Below are 18,243 nucleotides of genomic sequence, written 5' to 3'. Positions count from 1 at the left end.
CAAGGAGCTGCAGATGCCCAACGATTCACCCCCTAGCAACAATCGCCCGCCCAGCAGCTATGAGCTGCTGACGCAACTGAGCGTCGGCCCGTCGATCCGCGACGTTGCCGCCAACCTGTTGCGTTCGTCCCTCATGGAGCAATACCCGACACTCGCTATCGACCCTGACCTGGCCATGGTCATCACGCCGCGCTGGCGCATCGTTGGCGATGTCATCCAATCCGCACCCGCCACCGCGCAATCGCTGACCTCGGTGCTGGCCAACCAGGCCCTGGCGCCCGAGCCGGTGATCTATATCGACGGCGAACACTTCCTCACCCTGGAGCCCGAGGCCAAGCCCGCCGTGCACCTGCCGGTGCAGATCGATGCCATTGCGCGGCTGATCAATGAGCTGGCGGCGCTGATCTTTACCGCCTTCCAGGAGCAGCAACTTGACTACTGGAACGCTTCCAACGGCCTGGCGGGCCCACGCTGGCAAACACTTTCCCATTCCCTGCGCAACGTGTGGAACGTCACCGCGCAGGACGGCTGGGATGAACACGATTGCGCCATGGCCAGGACGTTGTTCCACTTTCCGGACCGGGCCAAGCGTCGGAACTTCGACACATTCCAGACACACGCTTACCTGATCGATATAGATGGACTTAAAAACAACCGCTCCACTCACGTCGGCCTGTCGGATATCGCGGTGCTGATCGGGGTACATGAGCAACGCCAGCGGGTCCTGACGTATTCGCTGATCAACGGCTACGAGAAATTCGAGTCACTGCAAAAGCTCGGCGAAGCCTTGCCCGCGGCACTGACTCAAGCGGAGGGGGAGGTAACCGTGCAATGGCGATTGTACGAACCCGCCGGGGATTTTTTCGACAGCCTGGCGTGCAACCTGATCGCCCTGCAATTGCAGGCCATCGGATCAATTGGCTCCGCCGACCTTGAAGCCCCCGCCACGGCTGCCGTCACCGGCCAGGCCGTCGCGCGCATCCTGCCGGTGATTGAAGACTTGAGCGATCACTCATTGTCGAGCATCCGCCAGATCCACGAGCAACTTCCCGACTGGCTTGCCAATGCCTCGGACCTGGACGTATCGACCTACAGCCGTTATGTGATCGAGCTGGCCGAACTGCATACCCACAACCACGGGCAGTCTTTCCAGGACGGTATCCCGCCGATCCGCGACTACGCCAGGCAGCAACTGCAAAACCGGATCAAGGCCCATGCAAATGGCGCGAGCCTGAACCTGGACAAGATAGAGATCAGCATCGAGAGCCCGGTGGTCTGGGGCACCTTCGTGCTGCCCGGAACCACTGACATCACCCGGCGCAGCCTGATCGACCTGGCCCTGGAAAACCTCACCGGGCTGCCCACCGGTACGCCCAGCGTGCACTACAACGGCGGCGAGGGGCCGCAATGGCTGACGTACAACTACCTCAAGGACGTGATCGAAACCCTCGACATCGGTGAACGCTACCCGACGCTGATCAAACACACCTTGCTCGACGACCCCGTTCAATCAAGGCGCCGGCAAACCCTCTACACCTCGCACTTGCGGGTGCAACTGCCACTGCTGGCCTTGCAGTGGAAGATCCAGGGCCTGCACGGCATCGATGATCGCGGTTATCGCTATATCGCTGCCGCGGTGCAGGCACACGTCCATGAACGGCAGGTCGAGGGGCAAGAGATCGTCATCCGGCGCCTGGCGTTCATTCCAACCCTGCGCACCAGCCAGGCGCAGGATGGGGTGGCGAATATGTTTGTGATCGGCCCCCGCGACCACACCCAAGGCCCGTGCCTGTTGTACCGCCCACTGCTGGAGCCGGTGCTGATCCAGTACCCGTCACGGCAAAACCTGTTGTACGCCATCAAGCATCACCGCACCCTGCGCGACTCGGTACTGGCCTGGCTGGCCGAAGATGTGCGCTTCAACTACGAGCAGTATGTCTTCCCTGCCGCATTACCTTCGCCGTGGACCGTGGTGCGCGGGTTGGTGGAGCCGCAAGTGGTGGTGCAAATGAGCGGCCCCCTGGCCTTGAGCGACGAAGTGATGGGCAACGACAGCCTGGCGACGCTGTTCAGGGACAACGCCAACGCGATGGTTGAATTGGCGACGCGGCAATCGGTGTCCAACGCCCAGAAACGCTGGGCAAGCTATCGAGAAGCCGGCTGGCTGATTTTCAGCGCGGCGTTGCCATTCATGGGCCGCACCGTGGGCATCGCGGCCTGGATCTGGCAAATCATGGACGACCTGCAGGCGACCGCCCAGGCGGAGCCGGAGCCTGACGGGCAGGTGTCCTGGACAGCCCAGGTGGATCTGCTGCTCAACCTGGGCATGGCCCTGGTGCTGCACGTCGCCCTACGCCATCCGCCGCTGCGAAAGACGCCCAAGGCCACGTTGCCGAAACATGAAGCCACCCCGACCCAAGCGCCTGAAACCAGACTGCCGCCGGAGCGCCGGATCCCCGTGATGCGCCGCCCCGACTTGCCCGACGCCGAACCGCCCGCTCGCCATCAAGGCCCGCTGTACAACAGCGGCGCACTCCAACGCTCTCCGACAAGCCTGGGGGCCACGTTGGATCGCTTCAAAGTGGCCAGGCCCGACGGGCTGGGGGAAGCCGTCAAGGAAACAGGGCCGCACCTGCATCTCTGTGCGCTTGCCGATAAATGGTACGCGCCGGTGGGCGCACGCTGGTTCGAGGTGGCGGTGGATGAAAACGACAATGTCATGATCGTCGATCCGGGCCGCCCCACTCACGTCGGCCCGCTGCTGGTGAGCAACCTGGCCGGGCAATGGTTTGTCGACACTCGCCTGCGCCTGCGCGGTGCCGGTTTCAGGAATCGCCGGCAATCGGCTCGCGGCAAGGCACCTTCGCGGATCACCGACCTCCGGCAGAAACTCAACCAATTCGATGCTGACGAACGGCGCGGGCAAGCTGAAGTCGCCCAGGCCCACGCCGCGATAGACCCGGTGCCCGGGCCCTCCTCCGATCGCCAGCGCCAGGCGTTCCTCGACAAGGTCGACAGCCGCCTGGCCGACTATGACGTGCCCATTCGCCAGTTACGTTCGCTGAATGTCATCGATTCGGTACCCAACTACCAGAGTTCGATGATCGACTACCTGAACAAACAACTGCTGCTGACCCGCTCGGCCATCTCGGAACGCTTGCCGGTCTTTCGCGACAAGTTGCTGGTGTCGGTGGAAGACATGGAAGCCGTCACCGCCCTGGACATCAAGCAGCGTAACGAGATCGCACAGACGATGGCGAAGCTGAACCTGGATATGATCAACCGCATGGAGTATGCGCAATCGCGCTATCGCCAATTGGAAAGCCTGGGCATAGAGGGTGCCAAGGTCATCCACACCAGCGTGCAGGCCCTGCCCGACTTCAAGCTGCACGACCTCAAGGCCATGCAACTCACCCTCAGCCGCTACCTGTGTATTGGCGAAGGCAGCGGGGAGGCCTTCACCGACGCCCGGGTACAACTCAATGACATCGTGGATACCGCCGATCTCACGGTGCAAACGTGGATCGAGACCCTGGTGGAAACCAGCATCAGCGACCTGCACGAGCGTATTGAAGTGCTCAACAGCCTGGTCGACCAGTTCGCGATTGTCGACCAACGCCTGCTGGACCTGCACGCCGAACACCCGGAACAGGTGCAGCGAGAACCCCTGGAACACCTGCGCCAACGCATCGATGAATTCAACCAACAGGCGGTGCATGAACTGGCGCTCTTGATCAGGCAACGTAAAGCCCTGGAGCCCAAGCCTGGCCCATCAAAAGCCCCCCCGACACCCAAGCGCAAAGTCATCAAGACACGCTTTAACGGGGTGGTGGTGGGCGAGCCCCGTGAAGCCGAAAGCGGCCTGGTGGACGTCAAGGCCCCAGTGACGGGCAAACTCATCGCGACCTTTCACGAAAAAACCCCTGGGGTCTGGGTCGAACGCCAGAGCACACCCTCAAGCCCGCGTGAGCCCCAGGTGATCGACCTGGGTAGCAGCATCGACGCCGCCCAGAGCCTGCTGGATGAAGAGCCCGCCGCCACCGTGCGCACCCTGGACCACGCGAAGAAAGCCGGGCGTATTCCGGTGGAAATCGAAGAGATGTTCCACCAGTACGCCGCACGCCTTGAACACGCAATGGCCACGATCGAAGAGGCGCTCACCCGGCTCAACCTCACGGAAAGCGACCGTCCGCCCGCCGCCGCCCTGAACCGCCGGCTCAATGACGCCGCACAACGGCTATACGAACTGGGCACAAGCACCCGCATCAGCATGACCAAACAACAACCACCCACGGCGGCACGGGTGGAGTGGCTGCACAGCCAAGGCCTGGTGAAAATCGCCAAAGTGGTCACCCGGCGGCGGCTCAAGGGCCCCGGCAAAAACTACCTGGACGAATACGAGGTGCGTGATCACCAGACCCATGCGGTGCTCTGGTATGCGCACTTTCACTATGAGTCTCCCCAGGCGGCGCTGGAGCACTACACCGCCGGCCACCTCAAGACCCGCGACCAGCAGAAGCTGGGGGGTGCTGTGCACCGCACGGGCTTGAGCGACCGTGATCAGATCGCGATTTATCGCAGTGAAATCAGCCCGATCCTGGCCCGCTCGTTGTTTTTCCAGGCCTGACCGTCAATCGTGCTGCCAGGCCCTGCGCAACGTTGCCAGGGCCTCGGCAACAGCCGCCTCGGGTACGGCGGCAAATCCCAGCACCAGGCCGGCGCGCTGGTCTGCCGGAGTGGTGGAGTGCGCCAGCCAGTAACTGCTTAAACCATTGACTTCGACGCCCACGGCACGGGCCTGCTCAAGCAGCTGTTGCTCGCGGGCCAGGCTGTCCACGCGCACGGTCATGTGCAGCCCTGCGGCGATAACGGGCAACTCGCCCACCCCCGGCAGACCACGCGGCCACCCGGCGAGCAAGGCATTGCGCCGGCTCAATGCCGCGCGCCGCATCCGGCGGATATGCCGCTGGAAGTGCCCGGCCGCCATAAACTCGGCCATCACCGCCTGGGTACTGACTTCCGAGTGGCGCATATCCACCGCACGGCGCCGTGAGAAAGCATCAACCAGGCCTGGCGGCAATACCAGATAGCCCAGGCGCAAGGCCGGGAATGCGACTTTGCCGAAGGTACCGACGTACAGCACGCGGCCGCTGCGGTCCAGCGCGGCCAGCGGCGCCAGGGGTGCGCCGCTGTAGCGGTATTCGCCGTCATAGTCGTCCTCCACGATCCAACCGCCGGTGCGCTCGGCCCAGGCCAGCAACTCCAGGCGCCGCGCCAGGCTCATCACCACGCCCAGCGGATATTGGTGGGAGGGCGTGACATAGGCCAGGCGGCAATCACCCAAGGTATTCAGGACCTGGCAATCGATGCCGTCGCTGTCCACCGGCACGCCCTGCAGGTTGGCACCGGCCAGTGCGAACGCGTGCCCGGCGGCCCGATAGCCCGGGTTTTCCACCGCTACCCCATCGCCTGGCTCTACCAGCAGCTGTGCACAAAGGCTGATTGCCTGTTGTGCACCGCTGGTGATCACTATTTGCTCAGCCGTACATTGCATGCCCCGTGAGCTGCGCAGGTAAGCGGCGATCAGGCCGCGCAGGCGGCTGTCACCCGCCGGGTCGCCATAGCACAGCTGCGCCAGGTCCGGCTTGCGCCAGAACGCCCCGTTGAGCTTGGCCCAGACCTCGAAAGGGAACAGATCGAAGGCTGGCACGCCCACGCGAAATGCCTTGGGCGGCCCCGACGGCGGCTGTGGCAAATGGTTACTTTGCACGCGCCCCAAGGCCGGCCTGTGGATAACTTCGCCGTCGAGATCTTGCGGCAAATCCATCCACTTTGTGGATAAGGCTGGGGATAACCTTGTTGATAAGCCTGTGGATACTTTTGTGGATAGTTTTTTTGCCGTGGGCAATTGGGCGACATAGGTGCCATCACCCACACGGCCTTCGACAAACCCCTCGGCGTACAACTGATCGTAGGCGCGCACGACGCTGTTGCGGGAAATCAACAGCGCAGCGGCCAGGTCACGGCTGGCGGGCAGGCGCGTACCGCTGGCCAGGCGCCCATCCAGCACGCGCTGACGCAGGGCTTCATAAAGCTGGCGCGTCAGGCCTTGGCGCCGATCCAGCTCGATACCGGCAGGGTTGAAGGACAGCGGCGGCGAAATGGGCGACATCATATTGGACCTATGAAATTGGCCGAAGATGGCTCTTACAACGAACCATTAGCCTGCCTAGGATGCAGGCATTCGCCAAGGAAAATATTCATGTACACACCACGCGCTTTTGCCCTCGACGACTTGCCCGAAATACAGCAACTGATCCAGCACACACGCCTGGCGCAGTTGGTCACCTTTGGCGAGCAAGGCCTGCAGGCCAGCCACTTGCCGCTGCTGCTCAATCCCGACGAAGGCCCCAACGGCACGCTGTACGGGCACCTGGCCAAGGCCAATCGGCAGTGGCAAGACCTGCAAGACGGCAGCGAGGCTTTGGTGATCTTTGCCGGCGCCGAGGCCTATGTCAGCCCGGGGTTTTACCCGGCCAAGGCTGAGCACGGCAAAGTGGTGCCCACCTGGAATTACATCGCGGTGCATGCCTATGGCAAGGCCGAGGTGTTTACCGATGCCGAGCGCCTGCTAGGCGTGGTCAGCGCCCTCACTGACCGCCACGAGGGCAATCGCGCCCAGCCCTGGAAAGTCAGCGACGCCCCGGCTGATTACATTGACGGCATGCTCAAGGCCATCGTCGGCTTCAGCCTGCCGATCGAACGCCTGATCGGCAAACGCAAACTCAGCCAGAACCGCAGCGCGGCGGACATCGCCGGCGTGCGCGACGGCCTGGCCGCCAGCGCCGATATACGCGACCAGACCCTCGCGCGCTTTATTCCCCAAGGAGTTTCAGAATGAGCCAGATCGAGATCCGCCCGGTCACCGCAACCGACCACGCCGCCTGGCTGCCGCTGTGGCAGGCGTACTTGACGTTCTACAACACCGAACTGCCGGACGCCGTCAGCCAAAGCACCTGGCAGCGTCTGATCGATGCCCATGAGCCGACCCACTCCGCGCTGGCCTGGCAGGATGGCAAGGCGGTGGGCATGGTCAACTTCATCTACCATCGTTCCAACTGGAGCATCGAGAACTCCTGCTACCTGCAGGACCTGCTGGTGGACCCGGTCCAGCGCGGCACCGGTGTCGGCCGTAAACTGATCGAGTTCGTCTACGCCACTGCCAAGGCCGACGGCTGTTGCAAGGTGCACTGGCTGACCCACGAGACCAACACCACCGCGATCCAGCTCTACGAGCGCATCGCCGAACGCCCTGGCTTCATTCAATTTCGCAAAGGTCTTTAAGGAGCGCAGCATGTCCACTTCTCTCGCCGACTGGAAAGGCGCCCCGGCGCCCACCGCGCAACTGCTTGAAGGGCGCTTTATCCGCCTGGAAAAACTCGACCCGGCCCGCCACGCCGCTCAATTGTGGCAAGCCCTCGAAGGCCCCGGTGCCGACCCCAAGTTGTGGGATTACCTGCCTTACGGCCCGTTTGCCGAGCGCGCCGCGTTTGATGCGTGGTTGAACAACCATGCGGCGAACAGCGACCCGTATTTCTTCAGCGTGGTCGACTGTGCGTCCGGCCAGGTGCAGGGCATCCTCAGCCTGATGTCCATCGTCCCGGCCCAGGGCCGTATCGAAATCGGCCATGTCACCTTCGGCACGCCGATGCAGCGCTCACCCAAAAGCACCGAGGCGGTGTATCTCTTGGCCAAATACGCGTTCGAACAGGGCTACCGCCGCCTGGAGTGGAAGTGCAACAACGGCAATGCCCGCTCCAAGTATGCGGCTGAGCGGTTGGGGTTCAGTTTTGAAGGGGTGTTCCGCCAGCATATGGTGGTGAAGGGGCAGAACCGCGATACGGCGTGGTATTCGATCCTGGATTCGGAATGGCCGACGGTGGATGCGGGGTTTGAGGCGTGGTTGTCGGAGGCGAACCAGGCAGGTTCCGGGCAGTTGAAGGGCTTGGCGGAGTGTCGCCGCCAGGCGCTTTAAGGCTTACCCCAGCTTCTGGGCCAGCACCGCAATGTGCTCCGGCCCGATCCCGCAGCACCCGCCCAAGTGGCTGGCACCGCGCTTTTTCCAGTCCGCCGCCCACTGCAGGTAGCCCGGTGGGTCGAGATCCTCGCGCAAGGGGTCCAGGCCGTCGTTGGCCGTGGCTTCCTTGGGCTGTGGCGGGAAGGCGTTGGCGTAGGCACCGATCTGAATCGCCACGCCCAACCGTTCGAAGGTTTGGCGTGCGGCATCGATCGCCGCGCCGATTACTTCCGGCTGGCTGCAATTGAACAGTAACACTTGCACACCCAACTGCGCCGCCGCTTCGGCCGCGTCCGCCACCGGTTCGCCGGAACGCAGGCGCGGTACTTCGTCGGTGTCTTCGTCTTTCAAGGTAAACGACAGCCAGAACGGCTTGCCATCCTTCGGCAGGCCCGCATGAATCGCCCGCGCTTCGACGATTGAGCTCTGGGTCTCCGCCAGCCACAGATCGACATGGGGTGCCAGGCCCTGTACCAGTGGCGTCAACAGCTCAGACACGCGCTGCGGCTCGAACAGATCAGGCCGATACGAACCAAACAACGGCGGCAACGAGCCGGCCACGCGCACGGCCTTGCCCGAAGCCTGCACCGCCCGTCTGGCCAATTCACCCGCCAGCGCCGCCAGGGCCTGGCCTTCGGCAGCAAAGCGCGCCTCGCCGATATGGAACGGCACCACCGCATAGCTGTTGCTGGTAATCACGTTGGCGCCACTGTCGATATAGGCCGCATGCACCGCCTCCACCGCCTGCGGTGCTTCGCTCAATGCCAGCGCCGACCACTCCGGCTGCCTGAAGGGCGCACCGCGGCGTTGCAGTTCACGGCCCATGCCGCCGTCCAGAATTACTGTGCTTACTGCGCCCATATGCTTTTTACTCATAAGCTTATGAAAATAACTCACTATGAGAGTCGTTCTTATAACTATTTAATACGTTCCGTTCGGTTCATAACAACCTCTTTTTTATTCAGGTGCCTCCTTGAAACTTAAACCGCTATTGGCCTTGGGCCTGACGATGCTTGCTGCCTCCACCCAAGCCTTTGGCGGCGCGACCCTGGACCGGGTTGAGAAGAAAAAAGAACTGGTGGGCGTGCTGATGGAAAGCTACCCGCCGTTCTCGTTCCTCAACGAGCAAAACCAGCTCGACGGCTTCGATGTCGATGTGGCCAAGGCTGTCGCGCAAAAGCTCGATGTGAAACTACGCCTGGAAACGCCGTCGTGGGACGTGATCGCCGCCGGCCGCTGGAGCGGGCGCTATGACATCTGCATCTGCTCGATGACCCCGAGCAAGGCCCGCGCCGAAGTCTTCGACTTCCCGGTGGAGTATTACGCCTCCCCTGCCGTGATCGTGGTCAATGCCAAGGATGACAGCATCCACGGCGCCAAGGACCTGAGCGGCAAGAAAGTCGGCCTCACCAGCGCCTCCAGCTACGAGAGCTACCTGAACAAGAACCTGGTGATCGAAGGCGCCGAGGACACCCAGTTGCAGTACCCGTTCGAGAACGTGCAGATCGCCCCGTACGACACCGATAACGTCGCCTTCCAGGACCTCGGCCTGGGCGCAGGAGTGCGCCTGGATGCGATCCTGACCAACCTGGTCACGGCCCAACCGCGCCTGGACCAGGACAAACGCTTCAAACTCGCCGGCGCAGCGCTGTATGCCGAACCCAACTCGGTGGCCATCGAAAAAGGCGACGCCCAGTGGGACGCCAAGGTGCGTGAGGTGTTTGCCCAGTTGAAACAGGACGGCACCCTGAGCAAACTGTCGCAAAAATGGATCGGTGCCGATATCAGCCAATGAGTGTTCCCCCAAAACCTGCGCGCGCCCTGCTGGGCTTTCGCACGCGGCTTTACCTGACCTGGGCGGCGCTGTTCGCCCTGTTTGCCAGTTTCTTCCTGAGCTTTGACCTGAAGTTCTCGATCATTCTCGACAAGCTGCCCAACCTGGTCGGCCTGCACCTGGCACCCAATGGCTTCCTGCAAGGCGCAGCGCTGACGCTGTTCCTGTGCCTGTGTTCGATTGCCGCCTCGTCGGTGCTAGGCTTCGTCACCGCGCTCGGGCGCTTGTCCAAAAGTGCCGTGGCCTTTGGTATCGCCAGCTTCTACGCGTCGTTTTTCCGTGGCACGCCGTTGCTGATCCAGATCCTGCTGATCTATCTGGGCCTGCCGCAGCTGGGCCTGGTGCCGGGCGCCATCGTCGCGGGGATCATCGCGCTGTCGCTGAACTACGGCGCGTACCTGAGCGAGATCTTCCGCGCCGGCATCCTGGGCGTCCCTCAGGGGCAACGGGAAGCCGCATTGGCCCTGGGCATGCGCGACAGTGCGATCTTCTGGCACGTCACCCTGCCCCAGGCCATGCGCACCATCGTCCCGCCGGCGACCAACCAGTTCATCTCCATGCTCAAGGACTCGTCGCTGATCTCGGTGATGGGCGTGTGGGAAGTGATGTTCCTGGCGCAATCCTACGGGCGCTCCAGCTACCGTTATATCGAGATGCTCACCACCGCTGCGATCATTTACTGGGTGATGTCCCTCGGCCTGGAACTGATCCAGGCACGCATGGAGCGGCACTATGGCAAGGGATATGCGAGGCGAGAGTGAGGTCATTGAAGTCACTATCGCCCTCAGGCTTACTGCACCAATCGAGCTGAACTTTTATCGCATCGGACTAGAGACATCTCCCGCAAACACGCGGTGCTTGGCCTGACAGTTATCCCCCGGGTGCCCCGCTAAATTCCCCGCCTCATACATCAGGAGGTGGGTTTACATGCCACTCATTCAGAAACAACTCGTACTCGCCATCACGCTCGCGCTGGGGGCCACCTGTGCTCAGTACGCACAGGCCCGTGACGACATGGAACCCGACAGCGAGTGGTTCGAACAGATTGCGAAACATCACCAGAAAACTCATTTCGACCCGGCCACTCCCCCCCCCGAAGATTTCTATTTCATCGACCGAGCCAACAGTCGTAACGGCCTGAGCGTTGCCCGCGTGCTGGACTCCGCAGTGGATGCCGCGCTGGCATCGGAGGAGTTGAGTGACTGGGAAAAGTACCAGCTTGAAAACTACGGGCTGTACTTGAGCAGCCTGGAGCCAGGTCGCTTGGGTACGCTGCTGGAGCAATTGGCCGGCAGCCAGAACGCCAACCTGGGCACGGCCACTCAAAACAGCATGAAACGCTTGCACGCCAGCCTGCTGACAGCCATACGCCAATTGGATAACCACACCGGTGAGGACGGCCGTGTCTGGCTCCAAGGCCTGGCCAGCAGCGGTGCCCTCGATGCCCAACACGGCAGCGCCGGCTTGAAACAAAGCAGCCAGGGCCTGTTGCTGGGTGCAGATGGAGCAATCGATGACGCCTGGCGGGTCGGTGTGGTGGGCGGCAAGTCTGGCAGCGACCTGAGCGCCCGGCATTTCAACGGTGAAGTGGACAGCTGGCACCTGGGCGCCTATGCGGTGCGCCAGGACGGTCCATGGGCTTTACGCCTGGGCGCGCTGTACAGCAGCCATTCCGGGCAGAACACGCGCAGTGTGGACTTCGACTTCATCGATTACCGCGAACGCCTCACGGGCAAGTACAAGGCCCAGAGCCAGAACGCATTCGCCGAACTGGGCCATCGGTTCGTCACCGACGGCTTGCATGCCGAACCGTTTGCCGGAATCGGCTTCCAGCGGTATCACCGTGACCGCTTCTCCGAGAAAGGTGGCCATAGCGCGTTGAACGTGGGCACCCAAACCCAGCAAAACCTCAGCAGCACCTTCGGCCTGCGCTTGAGCCGCGACATCGCAGTGGCCGACCGGATCACCCTCAAGCCGCACCTGAGCGCCCATTGGAAACACTTGTATGGCGACACCAACAGCCGCGTACGCCAATCCTTTGCCAGGGAAACCCGCGAGGACTTCAACAGCGCGTTCAGCATCGGCGGTACCTCGCTGGACCGAGATAATCTGGCCTTGCGCACGGGGCTGGACATGCGTCTTTCGGAGCACCAGACCCTGAGCATCGCGTACACCGCCGAAGTGGGCGACAACAGCCGCAACCATGGACTAATGGGCCAATGGCAAAGCGCGTTTTAAGACAGAAACTGAAGAACCTTCACACTCACACAGGTCTTGAAGGCTGACATTAAGCACCACTTTTTGCTCGCTACACTCCGGTCTCCTATACAAACGAGGCCGGAAATCATGATATCGACACTCTCGTTTTTCCCTCCCCTTGGTGCACTCTTCGCACAAAGCGCCAACGCCTTGGCCGAGGCTGCCACTCCGCCCGCCGCAGCACCCGAGCCACACACCGCGCCTCCAACCACTCCGCGCTCGTTCGGGCACCCCGCCCGCCAGGCCTCAAATGGCCAGCTCGGCACCAATATTGTCAAAGTCATCACCACGCCTAACTCCCCGCGCCGCGACGGGATGAATATCGACGAGATCGCGCGCCTCACCCAAACCCCGTCCAACCTTGATAAGTCACACATCATCAAAGCCGTCGACATCGTCAACAGCCCGGGCGTGCACATCAACTCACCGGGTCATGGCCTGAGCAGCTCCGGGCTCACCTCTGTCTGGCTGGAGAATCGAGGAAGCATCACGGCCCAATCCGGCACGGGTATGGCCCTGAAGGGAGAAAAGGCCGATGAGGTGATCAACCATGGCCTGATTGCAGGTGGCAATGGAGTCGCTCTGGACATGGGCGGCGGTGACGACCTGTTGGTTGTCAAAAATGGCAGCCGCTTCAAAGGCGAAGTCGATGGCGGCAGCGGTACCAACCAGGTGGTTCTCGATGACACCAAAGGCGGCACGTTCGAAGGTGCGACCCGAATGCAACACCTGTGGGTCGGCAAGGGCGCCTGGGAACTGACCGGTGCACTGCACGACAATCGGCACGGCAAGGTGTACGGCGATGCTGCCTTGACCAACCGCAGCGTTATCAAGGGGACCCTGGATATTGATGCGGGCGGCAGCTACTCCGGCGGCACCGTCGACTCCCTTAATGTCGCGGGTACTCTGCTGCTCGATCCTGAAAATACACCACGGACCCGGATCTGGAAGGATCTGCACCTCAAACCAGGATCGACCATGGCGTTCAAAGTGGGCGCAGACCAAGCCCACTCCACGCTGAAAGTCGGCAATACGTTAACGCTGGATAACGCCACCCTGAAACTTGATGTACAGCCGGAAAGTGAAGCACTGCTCACGCGCCAGCTACGTATCGCGGATGCGGCATCCATCAAGGGAACATTCAGCGCCGTTACCAGCAACCTGACCACCCTGGAACCTGAACTGCTCTACAAACCTGAGGGTATTTTTGTCGGCTTCAAGCGCAAGCAGAGCGCCGCACCCTCCGCTGACCATTAAAAAATTGGCAAAAAAAAGGGGGGCACCTGCCCCCCCGAGGATTAAACGGTAGTGTCGAAGGCTGGATCAGCCTTCGATTTCAATCAGGATTTCGCCAGGGTTCACCCGGTCGCCCTTGGCCACGTGAACGGCGGACACCTTGCCGGCAATCGCAGCCTGCACTTCGGTTTCCATCTTCATCGCTTCGGTGATCAGCACGGCCTGGCCGGCCTTGACCACATCGCCTTCCTTGACCAGCACATCGACGATATTGCCTGGCATCGCCGTGCTGACATGCCCCGGCTCGCTGGCCTGCTTGCGCTTGCTGCCGCCACCGCCGACGAATTCGTTGAGCGGTTCGAACACCACTTCTTCCGGCATGCCATCGATGGACAGGTAGAAATGGCGCTTGCCTTCGGCTTTCACACCGACACCGGTGATGTCCACACGGTAGCTTTCGCCGTGCACGTCGATGACGAACTCGGTCGGCACGCCTTCACCACCGGCACGGGCCACGCCGCCGGCTTCAGGGATAGGCAGCAGCACCTCAGGCGTCAGGGTGCCGGCGTCGCGTTCCTCGAGGAACTTGCGCCCGATGTCCGGGAACATGGCGTAGGTCAGCACGTCTTCTTCGGACTTGGCCAGTGCGCCGATTTCGCCGCGCAGCTTGGTCATCTCCGGCTTGAGCAGGTCGGCCGGGCGCACGTCGATCACTTCTTCGCTGCCGATGGCCTGGCGACGCAACTTCTCGTTCACCGTGCCCGGCGCCTTGCCGTAGCCGCCTTGCAGGTACAGCTTCACTTCGTTGGTGATGGTCTTGTAGCGCTCACCGGCCAGCACGTTGAAGAACGCCTGGGTGCCGACGATCTGCGAAGTCGGGGTCACCAGCGGCGGGAAGCCGAGGTCTTCACGCACCCGTGGAATTTCAGCCAGCACTTCGCTCATGCGGTTCAGAGCGCCCTGCTCTTTCAACTGGTTGGCCAGGTTGGAAATCATCCCGCCCGGCACCTGGTTGACTTGCACACGGGTGTCGACGGCGGTGAATTCGCTTTCGAACTGGTGGTACTTCTTGCGCACGGCATAGAAGTACAGGCCGATCTCTTGCAGCAGTTCCAGGTCGAGACCGGTATCGAATTCGCTGCCTTTAAGGGCGGCGACCATAGACTCGGTGCCCGGGTGGCTGGTGCCCCAGGCGAAGCTGGAGATCGCGGTGTCGATATGATCGGCACCGTTTTCGATCGCCTTGAGTTGGCACATCGCGGCCAAACCGGCGGTGTCGTGGGAGTGGATAAAGATCGGCAGGCTCTGCTCGGCTTTCAGCGCCTTGACCAGTTCACCGGTGGCGTACGGCGTCAGTAGGCCGGCCATGTCCTTGATCGCGATCGAGTCGCACCCCATGGATTCCAGCTGCTTGGCCTGGGCCACGAAGGCCTCGACGGTGTGCACCGGGCTGGTGGTGTAGGCGATGGTGCCCTGGGCATGCTTGCCGGCGGCTTTGACCGCTTCGATGGCCACACGCAGGTTACGCACGTCGTTCATGGCGTCGAAGATGCGGAATACGTCGATACCGTTGACGGCAGCCTTGGCCACGAAGGCCTTGACCACGTCGTCGCTGTAATGGCGGTAGCCCAGCAGGTTCTGGCCGCGCAGGAGCATTTGCAGGCGCGTGTTAGGCAACGCGGCGCGCAGTTTGCGCAGGCGCTCCCACGGATCTTCCTTGAGGAAGCGTACGCAGGCGTCGAAGGTCGCGCCGCCCCAGACTTCCAGGGACCAGTAGCCGACTTTGTCGAGCTTGTCGCAGATCGGCAGCATGTCGTCGGTGCGCATGCGGGTCGCCAGCAACGATTGGTGGGCGTCGCGCAGGATAGTGTCGGTTACGAAGATTTTTTTAGTCATTGGAATGTTCCTCACAGGCCTGCGTGGGCGGCGATGGCGGCGGCGATGGCCAGGGCCAGCTCTTCGGGTTTGCGCTTGATCGAGTAGTTGGTCAGCTCAGGGTGGCTTTCCACAAAACTGGTGTTGAACTGGCCGCTGCGGAATTCCGGGTTACGCAGGATTTCCTGGTAGTAGGCGGCCGTGGTCTTCACGCCTTGCAGGCGCATGTCGTCCAGGGCACGCAGGCCGCGGTCCATGGCTTCTTCCCAGGTCAACGCCCAGACCACCAGCTTCAGGCACATGGAGTCGTAGAACGGCGGGATGGTGTAGCCGGTGTAGATCGCCGTGTCGGTACGCACGCCGGGGCCGCCGGGCGCGTAGTAACGGGTGATCTTGCCGAAGCTTGGGAGGAAGTTGTTCTTCGGGTCTTCGGCGTTGATGCGGAACTGCAACGCAAAGCCACGGTGCTGGATGTCTTCCTGTTTGACCGACAACGGCAGGCCCGAGGCGATTCGGATCTGCTCGCGGACAATGTCGATCCCGGTGATTTCTTCGGTGATGGTGTGCTCCACCTGCACCCGGGTGTTCATCTCCATGAAGTACACCTCGCCCTCGGCGAGCAGGAACTCCACGGTGCCGGCGTTCTCGTAGCCCACGGCCTTGGCCGCGCGCACCGACAGGTCGCCGATGTAGGCGCGCTGTTCCGGGGTGAGCTGCGGGCTCGGGGCGATTTCGATGAGCTTCTGGTTACGGCGCTGGATCGAACAGTCGCGCTCGAACAGATGCACCACGTTGCCGAAGCTGTCACCGAGGATCTGCGCCTCGATGTGCTTGGGATTGACGATGCATTTTTCCAGGAACACTTCCGCCGAACCGAACGCCTTGGTAGCTTCGGAGATCACGCGGGGGAAGGCTTGTTCGAGTTCTTCACGGCTGTTGCAACGGCGGATACCGCGACCGCCACCACCGGAGGTGGCCTTGAGCATCACCGGGTAACCAATGCGGTCGCCTTCGGTGAGGGCCTCGGTGATGTCGGCGACGTTGCCTTCGGTGCCGGGCGTGACCGGCACACCGGCCTTGATCATGCTGCGGCGGGCTTCGGTCTTGTCGCCCATGCGGCGAATCACTTCAGCCGAAGGGCCGATGAATTTGATTCCCCGTTCGGCGCAGATGTCTGCCAACTCGGCGTTTTCCGACAGGAAGCCGTAGCCGGGGTGCAGCGCATCGCAACCGGTTTCCACCGCCAGGTTCACCAGCTTGCGCGGGTTCAGGTAGCCGGCCAGCGGCTCGGCACCAATGCTGTGGGCTTCGTCGGCACGCTTGACGTGCAACGCATGGCGGTCGGCGTCCGAGTAAACCGCGACCGAGCGAATGCCCATCTCGGCGCAGGCACGCACGATTCGTACGGCAATTTCACCACGGTTGGCGATCAGGATCTTTTTTATCACTTGGAAATTCCCTTGAGCCGATTGCTGCGTTCTTCGACCCGCTGGAGCCGGGTCGGCGCGTGACTAAATGTTTCAAGCCAGTCGCAGCCACACACTAAGCCCGTGGAGGGATTAACAAAAATCAATAATTATTGGGTCGCTCATAAGTAAAGACTTATAGTTGGCCGGTCGACCTGGGGTGAGAGGATTTAAATAATGCGTAAGTCGCTGATGCGTATGACATTGCGTCAATTGCAGATCTTCAATGAAGTGTGCGACTTGCGCTCTTACAGCCGCGCGGCCGAGGAAATGTCTCTCACCCAACCGGCCGTGAGCCTGCAAATTCGCCAGCTCGAAGAGCTGGTCGGCCAGCCGCTGTTCGATTATGTCGGCAAGAAGCTCTACATGACCGAGGCTGCCGAAGCCCTGCAACGGGCCAGCCGGGATATTTTCGGGCGCCTGGAAAACCTCGATATGCAGCTGTCGGACATGCAGGGTTCGTTGCAGGGCCAGCTAAAGCTCGCGATTGAATCCAGCGCCAAGTACTTCGTGCCGCACCTGTTTGCCGCGTTCAAACGCCAGCATCCCGAGGTGCAACTGCACCTGACCGTGGTCAACCGCGCCCAGGTGATCCGCCGCCTCTCCGACAACCGCGACGACCTGGTGATCATGTCCATGGTGCCCCAGGACATGGGCCTGGAATTCCTGCCGTTCCTCAACAATCCGATCGTGGCCGTGGCGCCACCTGATCACCCCTTGAGCCTGCAAGGGCCGTTGCGTTTGCAGGACCTGGAACCCTACACGCTGTTGCTGCGCGAACCGGGCTCGGGCACGCGACTGGCCTGCGAGGAGTATTTCAAGGAGAAACGCGTGCACTTCACCCAGACGGTGGAAGTGGCCTCGGCCGAGGCGCAACGTGAATGCGTATGCGCCGGCCTGGGCGTGGCCTTGCTGACGCGCCATGCGGTCAATATGGAACTGGCCACCGGCGGGCTCAAGGAGCTGCCGGTGGAAGAACTGCCGCTGTACCGCAGCTGGTGCCTGGTGCAGGCCAAGGCCAAGCGCCTGTCACCGGTGGCCCATGCGTTCCTGGGCTTTATCCGCAGCGAACGGGTGCAGATCAGCGCGTTGGCTGAACGTTTCGCTGGGCAGCCGCGGGTGCCTGCCAGTGGAGTTCCGGGTAGTCACTGATGCTCTGCTGCAGCTGGCGCTGGTCGCAGCGGTCTTCGATTGCGCGACGGAACGCCATGCGGCGCTGGTCTTCCTGTTGACGACGGGTCTTGACGGAGCTGTTGCTGTCTTCGTAGGGCCGGGCCATTTGGAGTCTCCCAATGCGAGTACGGGGAGTACAGGATGGGTTGTAGCGATGACGGTTTAACGGCGCGGGGGTTACAGGACGATGAATCTTCCGAATAGATAAACAATCCAAATGTGGGAGGGGGCTTGCTCCCGATTACGGTACATCAGCCGATTTCTCTTTGACTGACCCACTGCTATCGGGAGCAAGCCCCCTCCCACATTTTGAGCGTGTATGG

The 18,243-nt window shown here is 61.9% G+C and carries 14 protein-coding genes; 9 read left to right on the top strand and 5 right to left on the bottom strand.

Annotation, left to right across the window (positions count from 1 at the left end):
- The first annotated feature begins 13 nt into the window (after positions 1-13).
- Positions 14-4,627 carry a dermonecrotic toxin domain-containing protein gene (locus Q8X51_RS09195; RefSeq protein WP_407693728.1) on the top strand — a complete coding sequence of 1,538 codons (4,614 nt, stop codon included), beginning with the start codon at positions 14-16 and terminating at the stop codon, positions 4,625-4,627.
- Between the two features lie 3 nt (positions 4,628-4,630).
- Here Q8X51_RS09195 and pdxR read toward each other — a convergent pair whose 3' ends face one another.
- A complete protein-coding gene (pdxR, locus tag Q8X51_RS09190; RefSeq protein WP_407693729.1) occupies positions 4,631-6,172 on the bottom strand; it encodes a MocR-like pyridoxine biosynthesis transcription factor PdxR in 1,542 nt (513 codons plus the stop codon).
- Positions 6,173-6,262: 90 nt separating this feature from the next.
- Between pdxR and Q8X51_RS09185 the strand changes: the two genes are divergently transcribed.
- The 3 genes from Q8X51_RS09185 to Q8X51_RS09175 are packed head-to-tail and all read left to right on the top strand — an operon-like array spanning position 6,263 to position 8,035.
- Positions 6,263-6,901 carry an FMN-binding negative transcriptional regulator gene (locus Q8X51_RS09185; RefSeq protein WP_141156333.1) on the top strand — a complete coding sequence of 213 codons (639 nt, stop codon included), beginning with the start codon at positions 6,263-6,265 and terminating at the stop codon, positions 6,899-6,901.
- Entirely contained in the window at positions 6,898-7,344 is a 447-nt protein-coding gene (locus tag Q8X51_RS09180) for a GNAT family N-acetyltransferase (RefSeq protein ID WP_065926760.1), read from the top strand. The genes Q8X51_RS09185 and Q8X51_RS09180 overlap by 4 nt, the downstream gene beginning before the upstream one ends.
- 10 nt (positions 7,345-7,354) lie before the next feature.
- The gene (locus tag Q8X51_RS09175) at positions 7,355-8,035 is read left to right on the top strand and encodes a GNAT family N-acetyltransferase (RefSeq protein WP_407693730.1); all 681 of its coding nucleotides are present in this window, start codon (positions 7,355-7,357) and stop codon (positions 8,033-8,035) included.
- Positions 8,036-8,038: 3 nt separating this feature from the next.
- Here Q8X51_RS09175 and Q8X51_RS09170 read toward each other — a convergent pair whose 3' ends face one another.
- Positions 8,039-8,938 (bottom strand): homocysteine S-methyltransferase family protein, encoded by a 900-nt coding sequence (locus Q8X51_RS09170; protein ID WP_027608227.1) that lies wholly within the window; start codon positions 8,936-8,938, stop codon positions 8,039-8,041.
- A gap of 112 nt (positions 8,939-9,050) precedes the next feature.
- Between Q8X51_RS09170 and Q8X51_RS09165 the strand changes: the two genes are divergently transcribed.
- The 4 genes from Q8X51_RS09165 (at position 9,051) to Q8X51_RS09150 (ending at position 13,427) form a co-directional block, all read left to right on the top strand.
- Positions 9,051-9,872, top strand: a complete 822-nt coding sequence (locus Q8X51_RS09165) for an ABC transporter substrate-binding protein (protein WP_407693731.1) — start codon at positions 9,051-9,053, stop codon at positions 9,870-9,872.
- 29 nt (positions 9,873-9,901) lie between these two features.
- Positions 9,902-10,672, top strand: a complete 771-nt coding sequence (locus Q8X51_RS09160) for an amino acid ABC transporter permease (RefSeq protein WP_074848264.1) — start codon at positions 9,902-9,904, stop codon at positions 10,670-10,672.
- 166 nt (positions 10,673-10,838) lie between these two features.
- Positions 10,839-12,149 carry an autotransporter outer membrane beta-barrel domain-containing protein gene (locus Q8X51_RS09155; RefSeq protein ID WP_407693732.1) on the top strand — a complete coding sequence of 437 codons (1,311 nt, stop codon included), beginning with the start codon at positions 10,839-10,841 and terminating at the stop codon, positions 12,147-12,149.
- Between the two features lie 108 nt (positions 12,150-12,257).
- A complete protein-coding gene (locus tag Q8X51_RS09150; protein ID WP_065946481.1) occupies positions 12,258-13,427 on the top strand; it encodes a hypothetical protein in 1,170 nt (389 codons plus the stop codon).
- A gap of 66 nt (positions 13,428-13,493) precedes the next feature.
- Here the strand turns inward: Q8X51_RS09150 and oadA are convergent, their stop codons facing one another.
- Both oadA and Q8X51_RS09140 read right to left on the bottom strand, forming a co-directional pair.
- Complete coding sequence (oadA, locus tag Q8X51_RS09145; protein ID WP_065926766.1) at positions 13,494-15,302, bottom strand: sodium-extruding oxaloacetate decarboxylase subunit alpha; 1,809 nt, start codon at positions 15,300-15,302, stop codon at positions 13,494-13,496.
- An 11-nt stretch (positions 15,303-15,313) separates the two neighbouring features.
- Entirely contained in the window at positions 15,314-16,729 is a 1,416-nt protein-coding gene (locus Q8X51_RS09140) for an acetyl-CoA carboxylase biotin carboxylase subunit (protein ID WP_027608221.1), read from the bottom strand.
- Positions 16,730-16,924: 195 nt separating this feature from the next.
- On the opposite strand from Q8X51_RS09140, the gene Q8X51_RS09135 reads away from it, so the two are divergent.
- On the top strand, positions 16,925-17,899 hold the full coding sequence (locus tag Q8X51_RS09135) for a LysR family transcriptional regulator (RefSeq protein WP_027608220.1): 975 nt from the start codon (positions 16,925-16,927) through the stop codon (positions 17,897-17,899).
- Here Q8X51_RS09135 and Q8X51_RS09130 read toward each other — a convergent pair.
- Entirely contained in the window at positions 17,829-18,026 is a 198-nt protein-coding gene (locus tag Q8X51_RS09130) for a PA3496 family putative envelope integrity protein (protein ID WP_074848013.1), read from the bottom strand. The two genes, Q8X51_RS09135 and Q8X51_RS09130, sit on opposite strands and share 71 nt — an antisense overlap.
- Between the last annotated feature and the right edge of the window lie 217 nt (positions 18,027-18,243).

The organism is Pseudomonas sp. Yb2C2 (assembly GCF_052112325.1).
Classification (GTDB): domain Bacteria; phylum Pseudomonadota; class Gammaproteobacteria; order Pseudomonadales; family Pseudomonadaceae; genus Aquipseudomonas; species Aquipseudomonas marginalis.
This window is presented reverse-complemented; position numbering and strand designations above follow the sequence as displayed.